Consider the following 25122-nt stretch of genomic DNA (forward strand, 5'->3'; position numbering starts at 1 on the left):
GAGTGACAAGACAGACCAGATAGACCGAATAGACCAGATGAACAAGACTCTTCAGCCCAGGACGACAGACCCTCCCTTTAGATCGTGCATTGTGCCGCTGACACGCAATTTGTCGATGTTCCATCCGGTGGGAGACACCTGGAACACATGGCCTTTCATCGTGTGGAACTCCCCTTTCGTCAAGGCCACCACGCCAGGCGCTTTCACATCGATTTGTAAGACGACGGTCCCCGAGACTGCGTGTGTGAACCGGAGACTCTTCGACGTCGCATTCACTTCGTAGGCACGCCGTTCGTTGATCATCAGGGTACTGTCGATGAGTTTTGCCGTCACTTTTCCGCCTGCGTCGAACAACGCAAAGGTGACGAGTAAGTCGCCCGTCGTCGGTTTCAGCGCCACTTGAATCTGGGGAACGCCTTCTATTTCAATCATGCCATCTGTATCGCGATACAGGTTCGAACCGACTTCTATATCCATATGTGGCCTTCCTCTTCGTCCGTCGTTCGTGAAGCGTCGTTCGTCTCTCGCCAAAGAACCGGCTGCAATATTTTCACGAGATACGCTTCACGATTCACGGTTGTCGAGGCTGTTATGACTTCTTGATACGATCCAAAATCAGTGCGACACAGCCGCCGAGCAGTCCCCCTCCCACGATGGTCGTAAGCACTTCCACCAACTTCAGTCCCCACACGGACCCCTGCGTTTGCATAGCCTCCCGAATACCGCCTTGCAGCAAAATCACCGCCAGCGCCATGGTAGAGCCGACAGCGAACCACCACAAAAAGACTTTCATCGAGGGCCACACAAATGATCCTCAAAACTCCATTCGCCGGTCGAGACTGCGATATTGAATAGCTTCCGCCACATGCAGCGGTTCAATATTATCAGACCCAGCGAGATCGGCGATAGTTCTCGCCACCCGTACAATGCGCCCATGGGCCCGGGCAGACAAGCCGAGCTTGGTCAAAGCCCGCCCTAGGAGTTCTTGAGCCGGAGCCTCCAGGCCACAGTACTGCTTCAGGAGCCTCGGCTTCAACTGGGCATTCGCGTGAATCCCGGCATCACGATATCGTCGCCGCTGAAGATCCCTCGCTCCGAGGACACGCGCGCGAATTGTGGCGGAACTCTCCGGCAGAGGGCCGTGATCATGCAAGTCTCGCACGGAGACCGCTGGAACCTCGATGTGAATATCGAGTCTGTCTTGAAGAGGCCCTGACAACTTGGCTCGATAGCGACGAATTTGCTGCGGGCTGCAGACACATTCACGCGTTCGATCCCCGTAGTATCCGCAGGGACAGGGATTCATCGCGGCAATCAACATGAAGCGCGCAGGATAGCGCAGCGACCCGCTGGCCCTGGTGAGGGTGACATGCCCATCTTCCAATGGTTGCCGCAATCCGTCCAAGACCGGCCGGCGAAACTCCGGAGACTCGTCCAAGAACAACACGCCATTGTGTGCTAACGACACTTCGCCAGGCCGGGGAACGGCCCCGCCTCCGATGAGTCCGGCATCGGAAATACTATGATGCGGGGCGCGAAACGGGCGGACCGTCAACAACGAATAATGAGCCGGCAATTGGCCGGCTATGCTATGGACACGGGTGGTTTCAATCGCTTCTTCCGGGTCCATCAGGGGCAAAATCGTCGTGAGACGTTTGGCTAACATGGTTTTGCCTGACCCAGGCGGTCCCACCATCAGGACATTGTGGCCCCCAGCTGCAGCGACCTCCAGTGCCCGCTTCGCATGGTCCTGTCCCTTCACTTCGCTATAGTCGTCCTCGATAGGGCCTGTCGAAAAGAACTGGTTCCTGTCAGCCTGCGCCGGGCTCAGAGACACCGTACCATTCAGAAATGCCACAGCCTCAGGAAGCGTGTGAATAGGGTATGCCCTCACACCTTCTACCATAGACGATTCTTGGCTATTTTCAGCCGGTAAGAGCAGCCGATACCCGGGCCGACAGGCAATCCCGATGGATAAGGCGCCTGCAATCGCCTTGATATGCCCGTCCAACGAGAGTTCGCCGACACACACACAGTCTTGTACATGCTGAGGCAGAATGACTTCTTCCGCGACGAGAATGCCGATGGCAATGGCCAGATCAAGCCCTGGCCCCTCCTTCTTGATTCCCGCGGGAGCGAGATTTACGGTAATCTTCTTGGCAGGAAAGTGGAAACCGGTATTCTTGAGCGCGGAGCGGACACGGTCGCGGCTCTCCCGCACCGTCGCATCCGGAAGCCCCACGACCGAGAATTGGGGAAGCCCTCCAACGATGTCGACTTCCACATCGATCAGATGGGCATCGATACCGACGAGTGCAGCACTGAGAACCTTTGCGAGCATGGGCATTTCCGGTCAAGCAGCAACAATGCTGAATTATAGGAATCCTGTTGAATTGTTGCAATCGAAACGACAGGTGAAGGCGGGAATATGGTTCCATTTCGTAGCGGCCCAGGTATTTAGGCTGGAGACTGCAGACTGAAGTCTATCTATGAGTATGCGGGCTAAAAGCTATCCACCTGAGCAGTTACGATCGTTTCTTGATATCCAAAATGTCCTGCTGGAACCGGTCGCGTGCCGCCAAGATGACTTTCCGCCGTTTCCACCGGCCCCAAGTCCACCATCGAAGGCGATCCTGAAATGTAACGATCGGCGCCGGAGCGCTCCCACTTGGAGCATGCTGAAAATCGTAGCCCTGGTGCTTGGCGCGATTTTCAAAAAATCGGCGGTAGAGATGATCGTACAACCCTTTCCCCGAATCGCCGCCGTCCACGCAACCTCCTACAATAACAGCTCCAGCTGCCGGCGCTCCGTCACTGGAGACGAACAAGTCTGACGATGACACACAAATGCCGTCGGGTGCCCATTCACCGTCGCCTTCCCTGCGGCAAGCGGCAAGTCGGATTCCCCGACACGACGAGTCGTGTCGGCCACCAGCACCGTACGATTCGGCAGATACCGCTGATGAACCGTCGAGAGCAACGATTCGGTTCGTGCATCGCCGCGAGTGCCAAGGACCACAATTTCCTTCGGCGTCGTCAGGTACCAATCTAGCGAACAGAGCATGGCTGATGAACCATAGGCGTTATGCCCCATCACGCTCCGGAAGACCCGAAATAGATGCTCTGCCCGATCATAATACTGCTGCTCTCTTGTGAAAGAGAAGAGTCTCAACAAGACCAAGGCGACAATAGCATTGCCGGATGGAATCGCGCTATCAGTTCCGGACTTCATGCGATGAAGAAGGGCTTCATGGTCGCGACTGGTATAAAAGCACCCGCCCGCTCCCTCATCCCAATATCGATCCAGCAGATGGTCCGTCATCTCGCGAGCCTGCTCCAGATACCACCGATGCGACGTCGCCTCAAACGCATCCAACAACGCAGCGGCGAGACAAGCTGCATCGTCCAGGTATCCATTCACACGCCCCTTCCCTGCCGTGACCGCACGATAGACCCGCCCGTTCTCAACCGCATAGTCCAAGAGGAATGTGAGCGCCCGTTCGGCGGCAGTGAGATAGGCGGGAAGCCCGAATGCCTGGTAGGCATCAAGGTAGGCGGAGACCATCATCGCGTTCCAACTCGTGAGAATATTGTCATCCCGCTCCGGTTTTATCCTACGCTCTCGTGCTGCTAACAATTTCACCCTGGCATGCCGCAACGCTTGCAGCGCGTCCGGCGCGATCTGAGTCCCACCGAGCCGATTCAACACGTTCATGCCTTCAAAATTTCCGCTCTCCGTCACTCCATAGTGTCGGCAGAACTCCTCAGCCGCATTGGCGCCCAGCACCGAAACAATTTCTCCCGGCCCCCACACGAAGTAGGCTCCCTCATGCCCCTCACTGTCGGCATCCTGTGCAGCATAGAACGCGCCGTCCGGATGCGTGAGTTCACGGCGAACGTACTCCAAGGTCTCTCCCACCACCTCACGAAACCGATCCTCCCTGGTGAGACGCCATCCATCAAGATAGATCCGTACCAGTTGGGCGTTGTCATAGAGCATCTTCTCGAAATGGGGAATCAGCCACTGGCCGTCCACCGAGTAGCGATGAAAACCGCCGCCAAGATGGTCGTAGATTCCGCCGGCTGCCATAGTTCTCAGCTGTAACAATACGAGTTCTTGATAGGAGACGTCTTTCGTCCTAGCCGTCTGACGCAGTAGCAGGCTCAGCGGGGGAACCGTGGGAAACTTCGGCCCATCACCGAATCCGCCGTGGACCGGATCGAAAAACTGCCCGAGGCTCTTTGCCGCTTCGTCAAACAAACCATCCGTCAAGGGGTCTGTCGAGGGTTGCGGAGTCCCGACCCGCAGCAATCCTGTTTTGACTTTCTCCACGTTCTTACAGACATCCTCTCGATGGTTCCGATAGGCTTCGACGACACCTCGCATGACCTCAGGAAATCCCGGCAGATTATGCCGGGGTGACGGTGGGAAATACGTCCCCCCATAAAAGGGTTCCTGGTCAGGGGTTAGAAACATCGTGAGGGGCCACCCCCCGCCCCGCCCGAGAAACACCTGGGCAGCTTTCTGGTAGATCTCATCCAGATCTGGACGTTCTTCTCGATCAACCTTCACATTGATGAAGTCTTGATTCATGAGCGCGGCAATCTCGCCGTTTTCGAAACATTCATGCGCCATGACATGGCACCAATGGCAGGCCGAATACCCGATCGACAAGAGAATCGGCTTGTCCTCTGCTTTCGCCCGTGACAGGGCTTCCTTGCCCCAGGGATACCAATCCACCGGATTCTTCGCATGCTGGCGAAGATAGGGACTGGCTTCTGTGATGAGCCGGTTCGGAGATCGGTCCATGGGTAGAGCTGGATCTGTCATCGCTTCTTCGTTCCTATCATTCGCCATAGTACCTTGCTACAGGCTGCTCTGCAATGAACCAGTCAGACTATGTTATAGTCCACGCGACCTCGAGAGGCTTATCGCATGAACTGTGCGCAGCGCGGCTGTTCTTCCTTCCTTGCAACGGTCGCTCTCTTGGGGATCATCCTCATACTGCTGCCGCTGGGAAGCCAATGCTTTGCCCAATCGGAGGAAGACCATCGTGCATGGCTTCGAGCCCTCGATGGCCTGTCGGGAGATCGGATGCTTGCCGACGTGACCACACTCAGTAGCCCTGCCTACAATGGCCGCCAAACAGGAACAACGGAGGATGCTGACTCGGCAAAATGGGTCGCGGATAGATTTCTTGTTTCGGGTCTTTCATTGGCCAGCGTTAGCCTCGATCCAACCAGCCCTGCGAGGCAGGGCCATGGATACGGAGAAGGATACATGACCGCGGCTGTCACAGTGCCAAAGATAGCCCCGAACCCGGCGCTCCGCATTTCAACCGCCAATGACTCGATCATCCTTCAACCAGGGAGAGACTATCTCCCGATCCTCGATTCACCCTCCGCGGCAGTTCGCGGGCCAATCGTCTTTGTCGGTTATGGAATTGTCGACAAGGCCCAGGGGATTGACGATTATGACGGAGTCGATGCCACCAACGCGATCGTCTTGTTTCTCCGAGGCAAACCGACCCATTACAAGAGCGCCATCAGCCATGCGGACAAGGTGCGCCTCGCGCGTCAGAGAGGCGCCATCGGCTATCTCACTGCCACGGGGCCTGTGCTCAGCTCCTATGAGGGCCGGCGGGGTGTCACGGGACAGCCCGGTGCTTTTTATGGACTCTCACTCCCTTCAGAAACGCTCCCTGGCGCCTGGATCAGCACAACTCTGGCCGAGCAGATTCTGGCTACACCGGATCATGTACCGCCAAACCGACTGCATGGCTTGCAAGAACATCTGAATCGCTCCCCTGCCACACAATCGGTCAGCACCGGCCGATTGGGCTCGCTCGCTTGGCAGACAAGCGTGGAAGAAGGCTCCCTCACAAATGTACTCGCCTTCTTGCCCGGCAGCGATCCGCAGAAGACCCATGAGGTCCTCGTGATCGGCGCCCATCGTGACCACTTCGGACAACAGGCCGGCTTGCTATTTCCCGGCGCAGACGATAATGCCTCCGGCACGGCAGTGATGTTGGAAGTCGCCCGCGCAATTATGACGGCAGGCGCAAGGGGCACACGAACCATCTTATTTGTCTCGTTCAGCGGAGAAGAACAGGGGCTCGTCGGATCACAGCTCTATGTCGAACAGCCTCTCGCGCCGATCAGCTCGACCAGGGCTATGATCAATATCGACCATGCGGGGATCGGAGATGGCCGGTTGACGATCGGTGTGACGGGATTCGAGAAGAGCCTGGCGCTCGAAGCGGGACAGACTGTCGGCCTTGCCGACAAACTCGACCTGTACGGATTTTTCCCCGGCGGCGATCATGTTCCGTTCAAAGAAGCTGGAGTGCCAACCGTCACCGTCGTCAGCAGCGGCATCCACCCGCACTTCCATCAACCAACCGACAAGGCCGATACGGTCAACAAGGACATCCTGCTGGTCGCGGCCCGCTATGTCCTCGCGCTGACCTGGATGTTGGCGGGAGGGCAATGAACTCGATCTTCGCGAAGATCGGTTTAGCGGCCGCCCTGTTGCTTGCCCTTGGCAGTTCCCAATCCTGCAGCCCCCGCCCCGCCCGAGAAACACCTGGGCAGCTTTCTGGTAGATCTCATCCAGATCTGGACGTTCTTCTCGATCAACCTTCACATTGATGAAGTCTTGATTCATGAGCGCGGCGATCTCGATGTTTTCGAAACATTCATGCGCCATGACATGGCACCAATGGCAGGCCGAATACCCGATCGATAAGAGAATCGGCTTGTCCTCTGCTTTCGCCCGTGACAGGGCTTCCTTGCCCCAGGGATACCAATCCACCGGATTCTTCGCATGCTGGCGAAGATAGGGACTGGCTTCTGTGATGAGCCGGTTCGGAGATCGGTCTATGGGTAGAGCTGGATCTGTCATCGCTTCTTCGTTCCCATCATTCGCCATAGTACCTTGCTACAGGCTGCTCTGCAATGAACCAGTCAGACTATGTTATAGTTCTGCATTACCTTAAAAGGTTCACTGCATGAACGGCTCGACGCGCAGCGGCACTCTCTCCTTTGTTGTCGTCATTCTCCTGGGAACTTTCCTTTGCCTGCTTTCCCTCGATGGGCGCGCCTTCGCACAATCGGAGGAAGACCAGCGTGCATGGTTTGGTGCACTCAAGAGTCTGTCGAGCGAACGGATGATCGCCGACGTTCGCACGTTAAGCAGTCCGGCGTTCAACGGACGGCAAGCCGGATCCGCCGACGACCTTCGCTCTGCGCAATGGGTTGCACAGGAATTGACTTTGGCAGGGGTACAACTACCGCTTATTGACAACAAGGGAATCGCCTTCCCCTCTCCCGGGGCCAGCAAGGAAGAGCCCGCTGGCATCATGGCCTCGATGGTCTCGACGCCACTCCTCGAACCCGACCCGGTTGTTCGCACCGGCGCAACGGACCAGTTGGTCACAGCGCAGTTGGGTAGAGACTACCTCCCGGTCTTTGACTCCCCCTCTGCCGATCTCCAGGGTCAGGTCGTCTTCGTCGGTTACGGCATTGTCGATCCCGCTCAAGGCATCGACGATTACGCCGGCGTCGATGTGAAGAACTGCATCGTGCTCTTCCTGCGTGGCAAACCGGATCACTACCCAAGCCCTGTCAGCCACGCCGACAAGGTCCGCTTCGCACGAGCTCGAGGAGCCTTGGCCTATCTGACCGCAACAGGGCCGATTATCAGCCCATATGAAATTCGCCGCGGCGCCACGGGAAGGCCCAGCGCATTGTATGGGCAGCTCGCCCCTGACCAAGCCCTCCCTGGCGCATGGATCAGCACGAAGTTGGCCGAGACTCTCCTCGCCGGAAGCAGCGATGAGTCCAATCCTGACCACCTTCGCACCCTCCAAGAACAGCTCAATAACGCCCCAGCAGCGCGATCGCGCCTAGTCAATCGATATGCATCTCTCCATTGGAAAACCACGATAGAGGACGGCTTGCTGACGAACGTGGTGGGGATGATTCCTGGCACAGGGCCGGAGGCCATCATCGTTGGCGCCCATCGAGATCATTTTGGCCGCCCTGCAGGCCTCTTATTTCCTGGCGCTGACGACAATGCATCAGGAACGGCCATAGTCCTGGAGGTCGCACGGGCCCTTGGGAAAATCGACCTACGTCCTCAACGGACGATCCTCTTTCTATCATTCAGTGGACATGAGAAAGATTCGCTCGGGTCACGCCTCTATACATCGAGACCTGTCATCCCCCTCGGCTCAACGAAGGCCATGATCAACATCGACCATGTCGGAGTGGGAGACGGAGTGTTAATCCTCCGTGTCACAGAGTTTAAGAAATCCACGTTAAAGGAAACAGGGTACGCAGTGGGTTTGGTAAGAAAGCTTGACTATTACGGATTCTTGCCAGGCGGCGACGACGAACCGTTCAAAGAGGCAGGAATTTCAACCGTCAGCATCGCAAGCGGCGGGGCCCACCCGCACATGCATCAGCCTACCGACACCGCCGACACGATCAATCCGGAAATTTTGCGGAACATAGCACGGTATGTCCTCGCGCTGGCCTGGATGTTGGCGGGAGGGCAATGAACTCGATCTTCGCGAAGATCGGTTTAGCGGCCGCCCTGTTGCTTGCCCTTGGCAGTTCCCAATCCTGCAGCACCCGTCCAAATCTCGTCATCCATCAATCGGAGGCTCTTTCGGTCATCCTCCGGGAGCGGCCGGCCGGATACCCCTCACTCGAACCCTATCGCCACCCCTACACAATTCCACCCCAAACGGCATTAGCTATTCTGGGATCCCTCGATTATAGCGAAGGCTCTTTCCTGCCGTTTTCACAGGGATATCCACACCGCGTGTTTAGCCGCCGTCAGGCAGAATTGCTGGCGCCTGAATTATCGAAAGCGTTGAGCATGGCTCTGCCGCAGGAAGTAGTCGCTTTCACCTTGGCCGATGAAGAGAAGCCTGACCGGCGCACAAAAGGGCTAGGTTTTGTTCTCGGAGACGAGTTGCATGTGATCATCGAAGAGCTTCGGAAGCCTTTCTACGAAGGAGAGCAGAAATCGTATCAACAGCAGTTTTTTCGATGGGAATTGATTCCGGGCGACAGGCAGCGGCATTACACAACCAGTCCTGGAGGAAAGGGGGTGCTCACCAACTGGATCATAACCCCGCTTCGGTAAGGCGGCTCGCTAAGGCCAGCCCCACAAGAGACTGTCCGATCTGAAATACCCCCTCGGGTTAGCGGGGATACCCCCATTCATCCATGTTCCCGCCATCTCCACGCAAGACCACCTAAAGAGGTATTGGATATTCCTACTAAGTACCACCTAACGAGGTATAGGAAGTCCCTGGCACCTCAATTATCGTAGAGGCTCATCGAATGCCGACGTATCGCCGGCGCCAGGGAGGACTGTCGACACCTGAACAATTGAAGGTGTCGAGCTCTACCCTGCCACATCTTGGCAGGAAGGCTGCGTGACGTGAGAACACATCGGCTCCGATTTCGGGGGCCCTCCAGTGCAATGACTCCCGGATTGCGCGCCATCGCAGCCTGTGCGCTGTCCCTCTACTTGCTCGTTCCAAGCACGTTGCTCGCTCAGCCACCAGTACAGCCGCCGGCGACAACCACAGAAGATTCGTTTGAGCAGTTGAAGAGTAAACTCCGGCAGATCGAGGAGCAGCACCGCAGGGAACTATCCGACCTGAAAGAGCGTCTCGGGCTGGTAGAAAAGCAACAAAGCACATTGTCGGATGAGTTGACCCAGCGCATCAAGGTGGGCGCGTACGGCGCTGTCTGGTACCAGGATTTTAAAGGCCAGCGCTCCACCAATGACGGCAATTTTGAGATGTTGATGTCAGGACACATCCACGACCGGATCCGTATCTATACGGAAATCGACCTGGGAATCCCGAGCGGAGAAGCGATGGCGGAGCAAGCATACGTCGATCTCCTTCTGACTCAGCCGTTCAACCTCCGTGCCGGCGTACTACTGATTCCGTTCGGCAAATTCAACCTCGATCACTTCGACCCCCGCCGAGACCTGACACGCCCGCCTGCTGTGGCGACTGTCGTGATCCCGACAACATGGGGCGACTTGGGGTTTGGCTCCTTCGGGTTACTGCCGATCTCCGACAACGTCAAGGCCACCTACGACATTCAGGTGATCAACGGACTCACGGACCAGTTTGCAAGTGCCCCTACGAACACAGGACTGCAGCAAGGGAAAAACGGTTTGCACACTGACAACAACGGCAACAAGGCGCTCGTCGGCCGCGGGACCTTCAAACTCTTCGACCAGTACGAAATTGGATTTTCAGGCTACCGCGGGGCCTACAAGCCCAGCGGGAGCGACATGATCACCGGTATGGCGCTCGATGGGGAATTCAGGCCTCGGAACGTGAGCATTCTGGAAAATTTCGTGCTCAGGGGGGAATTCGCCCGTTTTGATATCGAAGGATCAACGGCACCGTCGAGTTTGTGGGGCTACTATGCTCAGCTTACCTACCGCTTCTGGTTTTCAGGCTTGAACTCGACTGTCCTCGGACGCCAGTTCAGCAACCCGACCTTCGCGCTCGTCGGCCTCATCGGCCATACGAAAACCAATACCACCGCGAGTCCCACGGGCAGCCTGTCCGGAGATCAGTATATTATCGGATTCAATTACCGTCCGGTCGAAGACTACGTCATCAAGGCGGAGTATCAATTCAATCACGGCCAGTACCAACAGAATCCCTACGATGGGTTTCTCACCTCCGTCGCGTGGATCTTCTAACGGCCATATCATGAATCTCTCGCCCCATACAAGACGCCGCTGGCCGGAAGCGCTGGCCATCGCGGCCGCCATCTGGCTGTGCGCTGCCGTCGCCCAGGCGGAAATGTTCGCTGTGATCGTCAACAAGAGTAATCCCAGCAACCAACTGAGTGCCAGCACCGTCGCCAGCATGTATCGAGGGGAGACTCTCCACTGGCAGGGAGGCGACAGGGTCAAGTTGGTCAATCGTGAAATCTCATCCGAGTCGAGACATATTTTCTATCTTCAGGTGCTGAATGCCAAACCGGACCAAGTCTTCTATCGCCAAGGCACCCCGGTTCCCGTACAGAGCGTCATCGAGCGCTCTGACGACGCAGTCATGCGCTTCGTCGGCAGCATCGAGGGTGCGATCGGATATGTCAGCCTGTCACGGCTCAAACAGATCGACGAAGCCCTCGTCAAGGTGGTTCTGATCATCGAGAAACCATGAAGACATCACGATGTTGACGCGTGTGCTAAGAAATTCATTGTCACGCAAGCTGATGGCCCTCTTCTTCGCCGTCTTCTTTATCTCTGTCTGCGGCTTGACCTACTTCGCCTATACATCCAGTCGCGACTCCATGCTCCAGGAATTCAAGATCCGAGGGCGAACGCTCGCCAAGGCCATCGCCTCAGAGGCCCGTACCTATTATGACGGGCAGGATGTTGAGGGATTGACTTCCCTTCTCCAGTCTCTTGGTGAAGGCGAGGACGTTGTGGCGATTCTCGCTTATACAGTGTCGACAACCCCGTGGATAGAATATTCAGGAATTGAACTCACTGTTGAAGACCTGGATTTTCCTGACATCGGCGATATCTGGCAAAGAGATCTCGCGCTGAGGAAAGGACACAATGTCTCGGAGTTCGGAAACGTCGTGGTCGAGTCATCGAACCATGCGAGGAAGGACGGTCTGGTCGCCGCTCCACCCGCCGGCTGGGTCAGGGTCTTCCTGGACCGAAGGGCGCTCGAACGGCGCCTCAACGAATTGATCGCCCGGACCCTCTTGGTCAGCGCCCTGACCACCCTGGCCGGAGGCGCCCTGTTCATCCTGCTGCTCAGACGATCTCTACACGTAATCGGCCCCCTCACAGCAGCAACCAAGAGAGTGGCGCAGGGAGATTTGCGCCAGACTGTCCCGCTGTCAAGCAGCGATGAGCTGGGCGAGTTAGCGAGCTGCTTCAACAGCATGACCGAGCAGTTATTGAATACCACTGTGTCCAAGAACTACGTGGACAACATCATTCGTTCCATGAACGATACCCTCATCGTCTTCAACCCGGAAGGCACGATACGCAGCGCCAACCTGGCGACCCTGAATCTCCTCGGCTACGAGGAAAGTGAATTGGTGGGAAGAGACGCTTCCATGATCTTTCCGTCGAACGACAACCCGCTGCGCCAAGACACGTATCACGACATGCTCGCCCGTGGCTCGATCAATCAGACCGCGACGACCTATCGCGCGAAGAATGGCCGAACATTCCCGATGCTTTTTTCCGCCGCCGTCATCCGGAACGAGGATGGAGCTCTTCAAGGAATTGCCTGTGTCGCCAAGGACATTGCCGAACTGAAGCAAGCGGAGGAGGCAATCCAGGAGGCCAACCAGAAACTGAAAATGCTCGACCAACTGCGATCGAATTTTTTCGCCGATATCAGCCATGAGCTTCGAACGCCCCTGACCGTCATACGCGGCGAAGCCGAAGTGACTCTGCGAGGCAAAGACAAGCCGGTCGCCGAGTACAAGACCACCCTGGATCGGATCGTCACCCTTACGAACCAGCTCAACAAACTCGTGAGCGATCTGCTGTTCCTCGCACGATCAGAGTCGAGCACGTTGGAAATCGGCAAACAGCCGGTCCTGTTGCTCGAAGTCCTGCAGGAAGTCCATCGGGAAGCCCAGGTCCTCGCCATGCGCCGTGGCGCCGTAGCGGACCTGACAGCTCCGCCGGAGTCTTTCATTGTGGATGGAGATCCCCATCGCCTGCAGCAACTATTCATGACTCTGGTCGACAACTCGGTCAACTATTCGATCCAGGGCGGGACCGTCGAGATCCGTGTCTCGAAATCAGGCAGCAATGTGGCGGTCATGATCATCGACGATGGGATTGGAATCCCGGTTGAGGACCTTCCTCACGTCTTCGAGCGCTTTTATCGGGCGAAGCGACAGCAGAGGCCCACCCTCCATCCTGGTTCGGGTTTAGGGTTGCCGATCGCGAAATGGATTACGGAAGCTCACGGAGGAGCGATCTCTATTGCCAGCATCGTGGACAGGGGGACTACGGTGACCGTTCAGCTTCCTCTCAGCACGGCTGAGCATAATTCGAATCTCTCCTCTCCAGTCAGACAGGAGGTACGGCGATGAATATTCTTCTGATCGAGGATGACGAACGCATTTCCAGCTTCATCAAGCGGGGCCTTGTGGCAGAAGGCCATGTGGTCGACATCGCCCAGAGCGGCGAAGAAGGCTTGGACAAGGGTATGGCCCCCTATGATGTGATTATCTTGGATTGTCTCCTGCCCGGAAAACATGGAGATGAAGTATGCCAGGCCCTGCGGCAGGATGGGGTCCAGACCCCGATCCTGATGCTCACCGCAAAGGATGGCCTCCAGGACAAGATCCATGGGTTCGATTGCGGCGCAGACGACTACTTGACCAAGCCCTTCGAGTTCGAGGAACTACTGGTGCGCCTCAAGGCCTTATCACGGCGCAAGCCCCTCATCAAGGCCAGCGCGCAACTGAAAGTGGCCGATCTCACGCTGGATCGAGATTCGCAAGAAGTGCATCGCGGGGGGACAAGACTCACACTGACCCGCAAGGAGTTCCTTCTACTTGAATATTTAATGGCCCACGCAGACAAGGCCGTCAGCCGAACGTCTATACTCGAGCAAGTGTGGGGCTATCATCATGACACACTCACGAACAGCATAGATGTGTATATCGGCTCTCTTCGCAAGAAAGTCGATGCCGGGCGAGAGGCCAAACTCATTCATACAGTGAGAGATTTTGGCTACAAGATCACGGAAAGGAGCTAACCACGAGATAGACCAGCCTCAGTTTCCCTTCTTTTCCTTCCAATCCCAACATTTTTAGAAATTCTTCATCTGTTTTTCAGCTACCCTTCATGTGGCCCCGGCAGAATGGCACCAGGCAATTCGATCGGACTCAATCGTTATAGAACGTAGGTAGCTCAGGGGCTTGCGGAAAGCATCATACAATGGGGGAGGGGCACACCATGCAATTTCATCTTTTCACAGCACTCTTCCTCAGTTGGGTGGGCGCTTCACTCACGATCGGTCTTTTGATGTTCATCGCATCATTCGACCGAGATCCCGGAAATGATTTTAAGCCCTGAGTAGGCCCATGGCGCCAACGAGCACAGACAGGTCCACTCCACCGGCTGAGCCGTCACAATGAATGGGCCAGATGAAGGAGAAAATGGGATGGGACTAGAACTCCCTTCGCACAATAACAAACGAATCCTTCTGGTTGAAGACGACAGGCGGATCATCAATTTTATGCAGCGAGGCCTTGAGGCTGAAGGCATAACACTGGACGTCGTCTCGGCCAAAACCCCAGCACTCCACCTGACTGAATCCCGTCGTTACAACACCATTATCCTTGACATCTATCTTGGAGATGAGAACGGCCTGGATATCTGCCGGACCCTCCGGCAGCGCTCGATCGATACTCCGGTCCTCGTCATGACGGCCAAGGATAGTATGGAGCTGCGGGAAGCCAGTGCGACCGCCGGGGCCAACGCATATCTCCCGAAACCATTCTCTTTCGACGATCTACTCAGCACACTTGAGAAAATGCGCCAAGCCTATCTGACAATTGACATAACAGTCCCAACGGGGTTTCCTGCGCAAGTCCGCGCCTGAACCACGCAAGACCAATGTATTTTCCTGACCGTGGAGGCCGAAATGGAACAGAAACAGTGGGAATGGGCGATGACCGATAGTCAGAACGGCCACAGCGAGCGGGCCGCGTTGATGAGACCGATCCCGTATGAGATGACGCCATCCGCCGGCGCCGGAGCCCCAGTTTTAGCGGCTCGCTGTGGGAAGGTGCTCTCGCTGAACATCAGCAGCGGAGGGATGCTGGTCTTGATGGACCAGTCCCCGGAGATCGGGCAGGTGCTCAGGGTCCTGATTCCGACACCCATCTTGCAGACAGAAACACCGACCCTTGCCGAAGTCCGCTGGACAAGAAAACTGCCGTTTGAGCAGCCCGATGGGAATGAGGCACATTTTGTCGGGTTGAGATTCATGTTTTGCTGAACCTCACATCATAGCGTTATGCGCTAAACACAACGCGGGCTCGCAAGGCCAGCGGATTCTCCGAAGTCACTCAGGCAGACATGTGCCAACTCCTGCCAGTGACCTAGAAGTCTGCCCGAGGACTGTCATTTGTGCTGCGGCAGACGATCCCCAAGCCTTCAGGTTGCAACGAAGGATTCCCCGGACAAGGTTTTAAGGAATCTCGTCGAGAAGAGTGGATTGGATCGTCGGCAACGGTGCAGTTTGGCGGGGAGGACCGGGGAGGACGCGTGCTACGCCGGCCTGGTTGGTGCCCTGGATCAGTCCAATCGAAAGTTGCGGCCCGAGCGTAGTCACAGCCCCGCTCCAGGCCTGACCAGTTGTGGGATTCCGAAAGCTATACGATTGAAAATTGTTCCCCGGGTTGTAGAGAAATCCCTGCGTGCCTTGATTGTCGAGATAGAGACTTCCCGGCCCAGGCAGTGTGAACAGCGGGGCAACCCCTCCATTGAAGGCACGAACACTGGAGATTGTCTGCCCCCACGCCTTTGCATCCAACGACGGAAGCGTGAACAACGGCAGGGCCAATAGGGAGAGCAGCAGGACTGGCACGATCGTTCGCTTGACCCTAGGGGGCTGTAATCTCATTATAATTAGTCCATGACAGACAGGCTGGGTTTCATTATAGTATGCACAAAGACCTCTTGTCGATTAAAGGGTGCGTCATGGAGCTGGGTACCGGGATCAATCGATGGTGGTATACATGCGGCTCTGCCGTCTGCATAGGCCTGCTCCTCTCACCCAGTCTCAGTTGGGGTTCGGATGAAAGCAAATCCCCGCCTGCCGAACAACGCGAAACTATATCCCTCGCCGACGCGGCCATTCGCGCGCTGCAGCATAATCTTGACATCAGCATCAGCCGCCAAACAAAAGAGAGTCGGCTGGCCGACATTACCGTTGAACAGGCCAAGTTCGACCCGACTCTTAGCGTGAACGGCCAGTACAACCGGATCGTGAGCCCGCTCAATCGGCCCGTGTTCGGCGCTACCGGCAATAGCCTGACCGGGATTGACACGTTTGACCAACGCACCCGATCCGTCACGTTGGATGCCACGACAAATCTACTGACCGGCGGCAACATCGATCTGAACTATAGCCCGTCGCGAACCAATGTGAACCAGAACCTGGCCACAGGGTTCCTGTTCAACCCTTCCTATACAGGTGGCCTCGCGCTCACCCTCACACAGCCTCTGCTCCGCAATGCCGGCATTGGCATCACCAAGACCTTCATCCTGGTCGCTCAGAATAATGCTATTGTGGAAGAACATGTCTTTCGCGATCGCGTCCTCTCAGTCCTCGCCACCGTGGAACAGACCTATTGGGAAGTCGTCTTCGCCAATGAGAACCTGAAGGTTGCTGAAGCTGCCTTGAAGGCGGCACAGGAGCTCGGCGCCAGCAACCGCGCGAAGGCGAAGGCCGGCATCATGTCGCTCGTCGATGTCTTGCAAGCCGAGGCGGCCGTTGCGTCGCGGGTGGAGCAGGTCCTGGTCGCGGACAAAGCGATCCGGGACCAGGAGGATCAATTGCGCCGGTTGCTCAATCCAGGAGAAGAAAACCTGCGTCAAGACGTCCGAGTGACTCCCCTCGACAAGCCGACCGTAACTTTGGAACCCATCAGCCTGGAAGAAGCCATCGACACGGCCATCGAGTTACGGCCGGAAATCGCCCAGGCAAAAAAGAACACGGAGACGAGCGAGCTCAACACAAAGTTTGCGAAAAATCAGATACTCCCGACCCTTTCGCTCCAAGGAACTATGGGACTAGCCGGGCTCGGGAAAGACTATACTGATTCCGTGAACCAGAACTTCAGCGGCGATTTCTATAATTATGGAGGAGGCCTTGTCTTAAGTTACCCGCTGGGCAACCGCTCAGCTTGGAGCACATACAACAAGCGGCAGCTGGAGGCCAAGAACGCTGAAGCCTCGCTGATGAATGTGCGGCAGCAAATTATCGTGGGAGTGCGCGAAGCGGTCAGGCGCGTCCAGACGGATTTCAAGCGGATCGAAACCACCAGATCGGCCAGAATCATGGCGGAGAAGCAGTTGCAGGCGGAACAAGAGCGACTGAAGGTGGGGTTGAGCACAACTCGCTTTGTCCTCGATTTTCAACGCGATCTTGCCATAGCCCAAGGGAACGAGTTGCGCGCCACAGTCGACTACAATAAATCGCTCTCCAATCTCGCGCGGCACAAAGCCACCACACTCGACCGTTATAATCTCCAGCTGAACTAGCCCGCATTATTCATGAAGCTTCTGCTACAAGCGTGGATACGCGGCTGTGACGGGCAGTCTCGCCGTTCAGCCCTTCGACATACTGCACGAGTATGCCTCAGGGCTTCACGCCTCCGAGTGCCCGTCTCGCTTCGCGTCTGCACGCTTTCGCAACGAACCTTCATGAATATTGCGGGCTGACCTCCACGATGGCACCTGAGCCTGGCCTGTATGCGACCGCAGCTCAGGCCAAAGAACGCGGAGCAGCTCTCGCGCTGTTCCCTGCCGCTACGACACTTGCCTTCTATGCCATTCCCGCTTCGCTCCAAGAACAGACGGTGATTCAGTTTGTGCCCCAAATCGTTGCCTACATAGCCTTAGGCCTTTGGGCCATGCGCAACCGCCCCTTCGTATCGCTACTTGGGCTGGGAAAGGGGAACCTATCGAACGGCCTCCGCTGGGGACTGTTGACAGGTCTGCTCCTCAGTTGCCTGAATACGCTCGTGATCCTCACAGTTTACCCGCATCTGGGCTATGACATCAGTTTCCTCAAGACCACACCTCATGGCCGACTCCCCTTCTTGATCATGGTTCCCTGGTTTATCACTAGCATTGCCTTCTTTGTCGAACTGAATTTCCGTGGATTTCTCCTCGGCCGACTGGCCGCACTTGAATCAGGACTGTGGAGGTCCGGCTCAGTCCAACGTTTCTCGCCGCTCGCCCTCATCACCTGCGCACTGATATTTGCTTTCGACCCCTTTATGGTGAATACTTTCCAGCACCTGCATTGGATCGCACTGTGGGACGGTCTCATCTGGGGAATCATCTGGCTACGTACGGGCAATCTCTACATCACGATCGTTGCGCATGCAGTCGAAGTGATGGTGATGTATCTGGCGGTGAGAGCGGCGATTGAGTAAGAATCTTTTGATCGGCACTTCGATAACCACGCGATGAACCCGTCGTTTTCAAGCCAGCTCATCAATGATGTCTTCGGTGACCCCGGCATCTATGTGGAGATCCGCTGGTCTAAAAGAGCCCTGCTCTTTGATCTCGGTCACAATGATGGTCTTGGGCCAACCAGATTGTTGAGGGCCAGCGAAATTTTCGTGTCCCACACACACATGGACCACTTCATCGGGTTCGATACTGTTCTTCGCGTGGCCTTAGGGCGAGGCAAGACACTCAGGCTGTTCGGCCCTCCCGGATTGATCGACAATGTGCAGGGGAAGCTCCGAGGCTATACCTGGAATCTCGTCGACGGTTACCCCCTGACCCTCGACGTCCAAGAGTTTCACCCTCAGGAAATCCGGCGGGCACGGTTCAGCGCAACCAACGGATTCCACCTGGTTGAACAACCGGCCCGCCCTCTCGCGTCGGAACCATCCACAGGCCAATTTATTGTCCTCAACGATCCCATGTTCACCATCAGCGCAGTCGCCTTGAATCATCGCATCCCCTCGTTCGCCTATTCCCTGCAGGAGCAGTTCCACATCAACGTCAACAAGGAGAAACTGCATGAGGCCGGCCTGCCTATCGGCGCATGGCTCAAAGACGTGAAGCAATATATCTGGCAGGGCCAGCCGGACACCTTCCACTTTATGGCCACGCTCTACGATGAGCATCGCCGGCAAGAGCGCGAATTCGTTTTAGGAGAAGTGAAGGAACGGTTTCTCACCATCTCCCGCGGGCAGAAGCTCACCTACGTCGTTGACGCGCGATACGACGAAGAGAACGAAGCGAAGATCGTATCACTCGCCCAAGGCGCGGATCTCTTCTATTGTGAATCCCCGTATCTGGATACCGATGCCGGAAAGGCCCGCGACCGCTACCATCTGACCGCAAGGCAGGCCGGACTCATGGCACGCAAGGCCCAGGTTCGCGACTTCGTTGTGTTTCACTTCTCTCCACGGTATACCGGTCAGGGTGAAGTATTGGAGCGGGAAGCGATGGATGCGTTTCAAGGAATCTGAGGAGGACCTACAGTGAATGACGTCATGAAGTATGCCCTGTACTTTCTGTTGGGGGGGACAATCGTCAGCCTCTCCACCTACCTCGGCTCTCAAGGCAAGTCCTTCCTCGCTGCCTTTGCCAGCACCTTTCCCGCCATCACCGGCGCCACATTTGTGCTGATCTATCTGAACGGCGGCAACGAGGCGATCGTGAGCTACGCAAAAAGCTTGCTGTGGTTCGTTCCGCCCTGGGTCGTCTATGTCATTGCCATGATCGTGGTCGTCCCCCGCTTCGGCTTCTGGCCCGCCATGATCGGGTCCCTCGTGTTGTATTTGGGCTGTGTGGGGCTGGTGAAGATTGGCTTGAAATAATCGACCGGGTCATTGGCGCTGGGCAGGTCCATGTGACTGGAAATGCCGGCTAGCCCCCAAGGGGGATGGCGTCCCGACTGCCCGCTGAATACGGCCTGATCCTACTGTGGCTCCACAACCACCGCTGTGCCCACGGCAGTGACCATCAGCATGCTGCTGTTGGCGCCGATCGTTTCATAGTCGATATCGATGCCGACGATGGCGTTGGCGCCCAGATGACGAGCCTGCTCGCGCATTTCACCAAGTGCAATGTCTTTGGCCTTGCGTAGTTCGGCTTCATAGGCCGCCGATCGGCCGCCCACGATATCGCGAACCGACGCGAAAAAATCGCGGAAGATGTTCGCGCCGAGGATGGCGTCTCCGGAGACCAACCCTAAATACTTGACTGCATGCTTTCCATCAATGCTCGGTGTTGTTGATAAAATCATAACTCCCTCCCGTTGTCCGGCCCATCCTCTCACTGTTGGAAGGAATCGCAAAGCCTTTCGCCGATTCCTCCGATACCAGAAGCGGCGGAGAAATTACAATTACCTAGGCACTCTTTTGGGGCTGTAGTATAACAACAGTTGACGGGCAAGACAGACCCATTGAGAAAGGACAGGCAATGGCTGGATTTGTCATGCGAAAGAACAGCCGGCTCAAGAGACTGGTGCCAGTGCGATATCTTCGTGATGGGATCGCCGGTGAAGGAATCATAAAAGATCTCTCTCTGAGCGGGAGTTACATTACCGGGAATGAACCGGTCTCGATTGGAATGTCGCTCAACTTGCAAGTGTTTGTACCGGGAGACTCGGAGCCATTGCTGATCGATCACGCCGTCGTAAAATGGGTCAAGGGATCTGAATTTGGCGTAGATTTCGATACCTCCAGGCCAAAGGAAACCAAGCAACTCACCAAGGTCATCGCTTCACTGGTCAAAGCCCATCATGGCTCACCCCGTAATGGATAAGTGGCGATCGAACAGCTCGGCTCAGGTCTCTGAATATCCACTCCATATAATAAAGGCATGGCCGGGTCCTCGGCCAAGCCAGCTGAGCAGGGGTTGGCCGATATAATACGCAGCTGCTGTCCCGCCAGCCTCCGTTACGCCCCGCCTGTCCCAGCAACCCCGCAACCAGCACCCGCAACAATGGAGAGAGGCCTGCTTTGCCACGAAGGAGATGGCCTGGCCTTGCCAAACTGACCGTGACCATGCTAGCGTGCCACGGTTATAGCGTTCGGGAGATGACCTTCTCCTCGTACAATTTCGTGCGGGGAGGAACAGCATAAAATTCATATCGACGTCACGGACGTCGCTCGACTTGAGAATAAGGGGGCAACCCCTCGCCTGTGACAACAGGCGCTCTGCAAGTCTTGAGAGGAGGTGAAGGCATGGGAGTGGTTTCGATCAAGGAATTGTTGGAAGCCGGTGTCCATTTTGGACATCAAACGAACCGATGGAACCCGAAGATGAAAAAGTTCCTCTTTGGAGAGCGCAACGGTATCTATATCATCGATCTTCAACAAACACTGGCTCGAATGGAGCAAGCCTATGCCTTCGTCCGTGACACCGTGGCTTCAGGCCAATCGGTCCTGTTTGTCGGCACAAAACGGCAGGCTGCTGAAATCCTTCAGGAAGAAGCCTTACGCGCCAATATGTTCTTCGTCAACCAACGCTGGCTCGGCGGGATGCTGACGAACTTTCAGACCATCCGGAAAAGTATCGATAAAATGAAAAAGCTGGAGGCCAAGCTGGCGGATCCCAGCCACTACGGGCTGAAGAAAAAAGAAGTCTTGAAGATGCAGAAGGAAATCGTAAAGCTTCAAAAGTATCTCAGCGGCATCAAGGATATGAGAGGTGTGCCGGGAGCCGTATTCGTACTCGACACACGCATAGAGCATATCGCCGTACAGGAAGCGGGTCGGCTGGAGATCCCCGTGATCGCAATCCTGGACTCAAATTGCGAACCGGATCACATCACCTATCCGATTCCTGGAAACGACGACGCCATCCGTTCCATCAAGCTCATCACGTCGCGCATTGCGGACGCCTGCATTGAAGGCGCCCACTTGCGGGCGCAACGTGAAGAAGCAGAATTCAAGCCAGTACCGGCTGTAGGAGACAAGGCCGCACCCGTCAGCTTCGCGAGCGCACCGGTTTCATAACGCCGGGCACATGTATCAACGATTGCTTCCACTGTTTACGGAGAAGGACTGTCGCGTATGGCTGGATCAAGTCAGCTGGTCAAAGAATTAAGAGAAAGAACGGGCGCCGGCATCCTCGATTGCCAGAAGGCGCTCACTGAGAACAACGACGATATTGAGAAAGCCGTCGATTTCCTGCGCCAAAAAGGCTTGGCCGCGGCGCTCAAAAAATCCGGTCGCGAAACCAACCAAGGACTCATACACGCCTATATCCACATGGGTGGAAAAATCGGCGTGCTCATCGAAGTCAACTGTGAGACCGACTTTGTCGCCAGAAACGAGGCCTTTAAGTCGTTCGTCAACGACCTGGCTCTCCAGGTGGCTGCCGGGAAGCCCTCCTATGTCAGGAGGGAGGATATTCCCGCCTCGGTCATCGAAAAAGAACGATCGATTTATGAGGGTCAGGCCCAAGCCATGCTCAAGCCCCCCGCCGCATGGCCGAAGATCGTAGAGGGCAAGTTAGAGAAGTTCTACCAGGAATCCTGCCTGATCGAGCAATTCTTCATCAAGGACCCAGCGGTCACAATTAAGGATCTCCTTGCACAGAAGATCGCCATCATCGGCGAGAACATGAACATCCGTCGCTTCACACGGTATCAATTAGGCGAAGCATGAGCCCTGCCAACTATCGGCGCATCCTCCTCAAAGTGAGCGGAGAGATGTTAGCCGGTGAGCAGGGCTACGGTATCCAACCATCCATCCTTGAGGGCCTCGCCTCTGAAATCGCTTCCGTCGTGGCTCTTGATATCGAAGTCGCCGTGGTCATCGGCGGCGGCAATATCTTCCGCGGCATTGCCGCCAGCGCCTCCGGCATGGAACGAGCCTCCGCCGACTACATGGGGATGCTTGCGACAGTACTCAATGCCTTGGCTCTGCAAAACGCGCTTGAGCGCGCCGGCATTATCACGAGGGTGCAATCGGCGATCGAAATGCGGCAGCTGGCGGAGGGGTACATCCGTCGACGAGCCATTCGCCACCTTGAGAAAAAGCGCGTGGTCATTTTTGCAGGCGGGACCGGAAATCCCTACTTCTCAACCGATACTGCCGCAGCGCTCAGGGCGATGGAGATCGGCGCCCAGGTCATCGTGAAAGGGACCAAAGTCGACGGTATTTACGACGCCGACCCGGTGAAGAACCCCTCTGCCAAGAAGTATCACACGATCTCCTTTCTCTCGATCTTGAATCAGAATTTGAAAGTGATGGATGCCACGGCCATCAGTCTCTGCATGGATAATAATCTTCCACTGATCGTGTTCAACCTGAAGGAACAGGGCAATTTCAAGCGCGTGGCCACCGGCGAAGCGATCGGCACCCTTGTCACCCCCGATCGCCGCTAACTGTCTGGGGAGTCTCTCATGTCGAACCCTACAACCATACGCCAAAAGGTTACGGAAAAGATGGAGTCCGCACTGGAGCATCTCAAACGAGACTTGGCCGGCCTACGGACAGGGCGAGCCTCGGTTGCCCTTCTTGACGGTGTGCGGGTCGATTATTACGGCACGATGACCCCGCTGAAACAGGTGGCCAATATTTCGACCCCGGAGGCCCGCCTCATTACGATCCAGCCGTGGGAACCGGGCCTGATCAAGGAAATCGAGAAATCTCTGGCAGGATCGGGCCTCGGCGTCACACCGTCCAACGACGGCAAAATCATCCGCATCCCGCTCCCGCCGCTCACGGAAGAACGCCGAAAGGATCTGAGCAAGATCTGCAAAAAGCACGGTGAAGATACAAAGGTGGTCGTGCGCGGGTTTCGTCGGGATGCCAACGAAGAGTTGAAGAAATTGCAAAAGGATGGGAAGTTAACCGAAGACGAGCTGCGAAAGGCTGAAGCCGACACCCAGAAACTCACAGACCAGTATGTTCAGAAGATCGACGAAGTCGTGAAGAAAAAAGACCTGGAAATCATGGAAGTGTGACCTCGATTTCTACCTTGCTGCCCACCTACGCCACCATCGATCTCGCGGCCCTGGCCCATAATCTCTCCCAGATCAAGCGCTACCTGTCACCAAGCTGCGAAGTGATGGCGGTCGTCAAGGCCAATGCGTACGGGCATGGAGCGGTGGAGACTGCTCAAGCACTCTCCAGCCAAGGCGTTGGACGGTTTGCCGTCGCCTCGCTCGACGAGGGGATCGCACTCCGCCATGCCGGACTCTCAGCCTCTATCGTCGTTCTGGGAGCGCTCCTTGAAGAACAGGTACGAGACCTGGTCGCGTACCGGTTGACTCCGGTCGTCAGCGATAGGCTTATTCTTCCCCGCTTGGCCAAGGCCGCCCATTCGCAGCCGGCTCCCTACCCCATTCACCTCAAGGTCGAAACCGGGATGGGACGGCTGGGATTTTCTCCGGAAGAGCTGCTCGCTCTCCTCGACGACCCAATCCTTCGAGGCCCTCTTCATATCGAGGGACTGATGACCCACCTCGCCGACGCAGACGGCACGGACAGCGCCTTCACAGAACGACAACTTAACCTATTCCGCTCCATGTTGAAGCAGATCCAACAACATGGTCTCACGATTCCGTTGCTGCATACGGCCAACAGCGCGGCAATCGTCAGGTTTCCCGATGCCCACTTCTCTCTCGTGCGCCCCGGCATCATGCTCTACGGATACCATACCCTGCCGCCTTCTATTCCGGCTCCTGATCTCAAACCAGTCCTCTCACTCCAGAGCACAATCGTCCAGCTCCGAGGCATTCCCCGGGGAGGAACCGTCAGCTACAACAGAACATTCGTTGCCGAGCGACCGACACGTATCGCGGTGCTGCCGATCGGCTATGCCGACGGCTATAGCCGACGGCTCTCCCATCGCGCATCGGTTTTGATTCAGGGACGCCGGGCCCCGATCATCGGTCTGGTCTGCATGGATATGATCATGATCGATGTCACCGACCTTGGACCGGTGCGAGTAGGTGAGATCGTCACGCTGATCGGGCGACAGGGAGGAGAATCGATCCGGGCTGATGAAGTTTCTGGCTGGATGGACACGATCCCCTATGAGGTCCTCTGCGGGATAGGCCCTCGTGTGCCACGGATTTATCAATCCGCTGCGCGGGAGGAGCGGGACCACGAATAGCCTCACTGTAACTCGCAGGATGTTCAAAAAGGCCAGTCTTCTCACCCGCTCAACCCTAGCGCGCCGAGACGCGCCTTGTCCCTGGCAAGGCCGCAGGCGAATTAAAACCGGAGGCGTACCCTCAGGGGCGCACGGTGCGACGAATAAGGAGCACCACGTCTGTGCGCGCCGCCGAGTGGTGAGGCGGCTGGGTCCCCGTTGAGGATTTTGATGAGCCGAGAACGCTGCTGGCGGATTTTTTCAGC

General features: G+C 56.3%; 26 protein-coding genes and 1 pseudogene. 19 read left to right on the forward strand and 8 right to left on the reverse strand.

Annotation, left to right across the window (positions count from 1 at the left end):
• Window positions 1-51: 51 nt before the first annotated feature.
• The 5 genes from HZB34_01465 to HZB34_01485 form a co-directional block, all read right to left on the reverse strand.
• The gene (locus HZB34_01465; protein MBI5314622.1) at window positions 52-477 is read right to left on the reverse strand and encodes a hypothetical protein; all 426 of its coding nucleotides are present in this window, start codon (window positions 475-477) and stop codon (window positions 52-54) included.
• Window positions 478-589: 112 nt separating this feature from the next.
• A complete protein-coding gene (locus HZB34_01470) occupies window positions 590-793 on the reverse strand; it encodes a hypothetical protein (GenBank protein ID MBI5314623.1) in 204 nt (67 codons plus the stop codon).
• A gap of 21 nt (window positions 794-814) precedes the next feature.
• A complete protein-coding gene (locus tag HZB34_01475) occupies window positions 815-2341 on the reverse strand; it encodes a YifB family Mg chelatase-like AAA ATPase (protein ID MBI5314624.1) in 1527 nt (508 codons plus the stop codon).
• Window positions 2342-2525: 184 nt separating this feature from the next.
• Entirely contained in the window at window positions 2526-2771 is a 246-nt protein-coding gene (locus HZB34_01480; protein ID MBI5314625.1) for a hypothetical protein, read from the reverse strand.
• An 8-nt stretch (window positions 2772-2779) separates the two neighbouring features.
• Window positions 2780-4831, reverse strand: a complete 2052-nt coding sequence (locus HZB34_01485) for a thioredoxin domain-containing protein (protein MBI5314626.1) — start codon at window positions 4829-4831, stop codon at window positions 2780-2782.
• A gap of 105 nt (window positions 4832-4936) precedes the next feature.
• Here HZB34_01485 and HZB34_01490 point away from each other — a divergent pair, with 105 nt between their 5' ends.
• A complete protein-coding gene (locus tag HZB34_01490) occupies window positions 4937-6493 on the forward strand; it encodes a M28 family peptidase (protein ID MBI5314627.1) in 1557 nt (518 codons plus the stop codon).
• A gap of 69 nt (window positions 6494-6562) precedes the next feature.
• Here the strand turns inward: HZB34_01490 and HZB34_01495 are convergent.
• Window positions 6563-6904 (reverse strand): annotated as a pseudogene (locus tag HZB34_01495) (thioredoxin domain-containing protein).
• 106 nt (window positions 6905-7010) lie between these two features.
• On the opposite strand from HZB34_01495, the gene HZB34_01500 reads away from it, so the two are divergent.
• The 8 genes from HZB34_01500 (at window position 7011) to HZB34_01535 (ending at window position 15047) form a co-directional block, all read left to right on the forward strand.
• Complete coding sequence (locus HZB34_01500; GenBank protein ID MBI5314628.1) at window positions 7011-8564, forward strand: M28 family peptidase; 1554 nt, start codon at window positions 7011-7013, stop codon at window positions 8562-8564.
• Window positions 8561-9157 carry a hypothetical protein gene (locus HZB34_01505; protein MBI5314629.1) on the forward strand — a complete coding sequence of 199 codons (597 nt, stop codon included), beginning with the start codon at window positions 8561-8563 and terminating at the stop codon, window positions 9155-9157. The genes HZB34_01500 and HZB34_01505 overlap by 4 nt, the downstream gene beginning before the upstream one ends.
• 342 nt (window positions 9158-9499) lie before the next feature.
• On the forward strand, window positions 9500-10750 hold the full coding sequence (locus HZB34_01510; protein ID MBI5314630.1) for a hypothetical protein: 1251 nt from the start codon (window positions 9500-9502) through the stop codon (window positions 10748-10750).
• Window positions 10751-10760: 10 nt separating this feature from the next.
• Window positions 10761-11219, forward strand: a complete 459-nt coding sequence (locus tag HZB34_01515; protein ID MBI5314631.1) for a hypothetical protein — start codon at window positions 10761-10763, stop codon at window positions 11217-11219.
• 10 nt (window positions 11220-11229) lie between these two features.
• Window positions 11230-13128 carry a PAS domain S-box protein gene (locus HZB34_01520; protein MBI5314632.1) on the forward strand — a complete coding sequence of 633 codons (1899 nt, stop codon included), beginning with the start codon at window positions 11230-11232 and terminating at the stop codon, window positions 13126-13128.
• Window positions 13125-13799, forward strand: a complete 675-nt coding sequence (locus HZB34_01525; protein MBI5314633.1) for a response regulator transcription factor — start codon at window positions 13125-13127, stop codon at window positions 13797-13799. Before HZB34_01520 ends, HZB34_01525 begins: the two co-directional genes overlap by 4 nt.
• A gap of 408 nt (window positions 13800-14207) precedes the next feature.
• Window positions 14208-14648, forward strand: a complete 441-nt coding sequence (locus HZB34_01530; protein ID MBI5314634.1) for a response regulator — start codon at window positions 14208-14210, stop codon at window positions 14646-14648.
• 42 nt (window positions 14649-14690) lie between these two features.
• Window positions 14691-15047, forward strand: coding sequence for a PilZ domain-containing protein (locus HZB34_01535; GenBank protein ID MBI5314635.1), 357 nt, complete (start codon window positions 14691-14693; stop codon window positions 15045-15047).
• A gap of 192 nt (window positions 15048-15239) precedes the next feature.
• Here HZB34_01535 and HZB34_01540 read toward each other — a convergent pair whose 3' ends face one another.
• Window positions 15240-15674 (reverse strand): hypothetical protein, encoded by a 435-nt coding sequence (locus HZB34_01540; GenBank protein ID MBI5314636.1) that lies wholly within the window; start codon window positions 15672-15674, stop codon window positions 15240-15242.
• A gap of 77 nt (window positions 15675-15751) precedes the next feature.
• Between HZB34_01540 and HZB34_01545 the strand changes: the two genes are divergently transcribed.
• The 4 genes from HZB34_01545 to HZB34_01560 all read left to right on the forward strand — a co-directional run bounded on the left by HZB34_01545 (window position 15752) and on the right by HZB34_01560 (window position 19620).
• Window positions 15752-17317, forward strand: coding sequence for a TolC family protein (locus HZB34_01545; protein ID MBI5314637.1), 1566 nt, complete (start codon window positions 15752-15754; stop codon window positions 17315-17317).
• Between the two features lie 188 nt (window positions 17318-17505).
• Window positions 17506-18216, forward strand: a complete 711-nt coding sequence (locus tag HZB34_01550) for a CPBP family intramembrane metalloprotease (protein MBI5314638.1) — start codon at window positions 17506-17508, stop codon at window positions 18214-18216.
• A 33-nt stretch (window positions 18217-18249) separates the two neighbouring features.
• Window positions 18250-19269, forward strand: a complete 1020-nt coding sequence (locus HZB34_01555) for a ribonuclease Z (GenBank protein MBI5314639.1) — start codon at window positions 18250-18252, stop codon at window positions 19267-19269.
• 12 nt (window positions 19270-19281) lie between these two features.
• Entirely contained in the window at window positions 19282-19620 is a 339-nt protein-coding gene (locus tag HZB34_01560; protein ID MBI5314640.1) for a DUF3147 domain-containing protein, read from the forward strand.
• A gap of 101 nt (window positions 19621-19721) precedes the next feature.
• Here the strand turns inward: HZB34_01560 and HZB34_01565 are convergent, their stop codons facing one another.
• The gene (locus tag HZB34_01565) at window positions 19722-20048 is read right to left on the reverse strand and encodes a heavy metal-binding domain-containing protein (GenBank protein ID MBI5314641.1); all 327 of its coding nucleotides are present in this window, start codon (window positions 20046-20048) and stop codon (window positions 19722-19724) included.
• 176 nt (window positions 20049-20224) lie between these two features.
• Between HZB34_01565 and HZB34_01570 the strand changes: the two genes are divergently transcribed.
• The 6 genes from HZB34_01570 to alr all read left to right on the forward strand — a co-directional run bounded on the left by HZB34_01570 (window position 20225) and on the right by alr (window position 24877).
• Window positions 20225-20569 carry a PilZ domain-containing protein gene (locus HZB34_01570; GenBank protein ID MBI5314642.1) on the forward strand — a complete coding sequence of 115 codons (345 nt, stop codon included), beginning with the start codon at window positions 20225-20227 and terminating at the stop codon, window positions 20567-20569.
• Between the two features lie 422 nt (window positions 20570-20991).
• A complete protein-coding gene (gene rpsB, locus HZB34_01575; protein MBI5314643.1) occupies window positions 20992-21765 on the forward strand; it encodes a 30S ribosomal protein S2 in 774 nt (257 codons plus the stop codon).
• 57 nt (window positions 21766-21822) lie between these two features.
• Complete coding sequence (gene tsf, locus HZB34_01580) at window positions 21823-22419, forward strand: translation elongation factor Ts (GenBank protein MBI5314644.1); 597 nt, start codon at window positions 21823-21825, stop codon at window positions 22417-22419.
• Window positions 22416-23141, forward strand: coding sequence for a UMP kinase (locus tag HZB34_01585; GenBank protein ID MBI5314645.1), 726 nt, complete (start codon window positions 22416-22418; stop codon window positions 23139-23141). The genes tsf and HZB34_01585 overlap by 4 nt, the downstream gene beginning before the upstream one ends.
• Window positions 23142-23159: 18 nt before the next feature.
• Window positions 23160-23723, forward strand: a complete 564-nt coding sequence (gene frr, locus HZB34_01590; GenBank protein ID MBI5314646.1) for a ribosome recycling factor — start codon at window positions 23160-23162, stop codon at window positions 23721-23723.
• On the forward strand, window positions 23720-24877 hold the full coding sequence (gene alr / locus HZB34_01595; GenBank protein ID MBI5314647.1) for an alanine racemase: 1158 nt from the start codon (window positions 23720-23722) through the stop codon (window positions 24875-24877). The genes frr and alr overlap by 4 nt, the downstream gene beginning before the upstream one ends.
• Window positions 24878-25122: the final 245 nt, after the last annotated feature.

It is taken from the genome of Nitrospirota bacterium, assembly GCA_016219645.1.
GTDB lineage: Bacteria > Nitrospirota > Nitrospiria > Nitrospirales > Nitrospiraceae > Palsa-1315.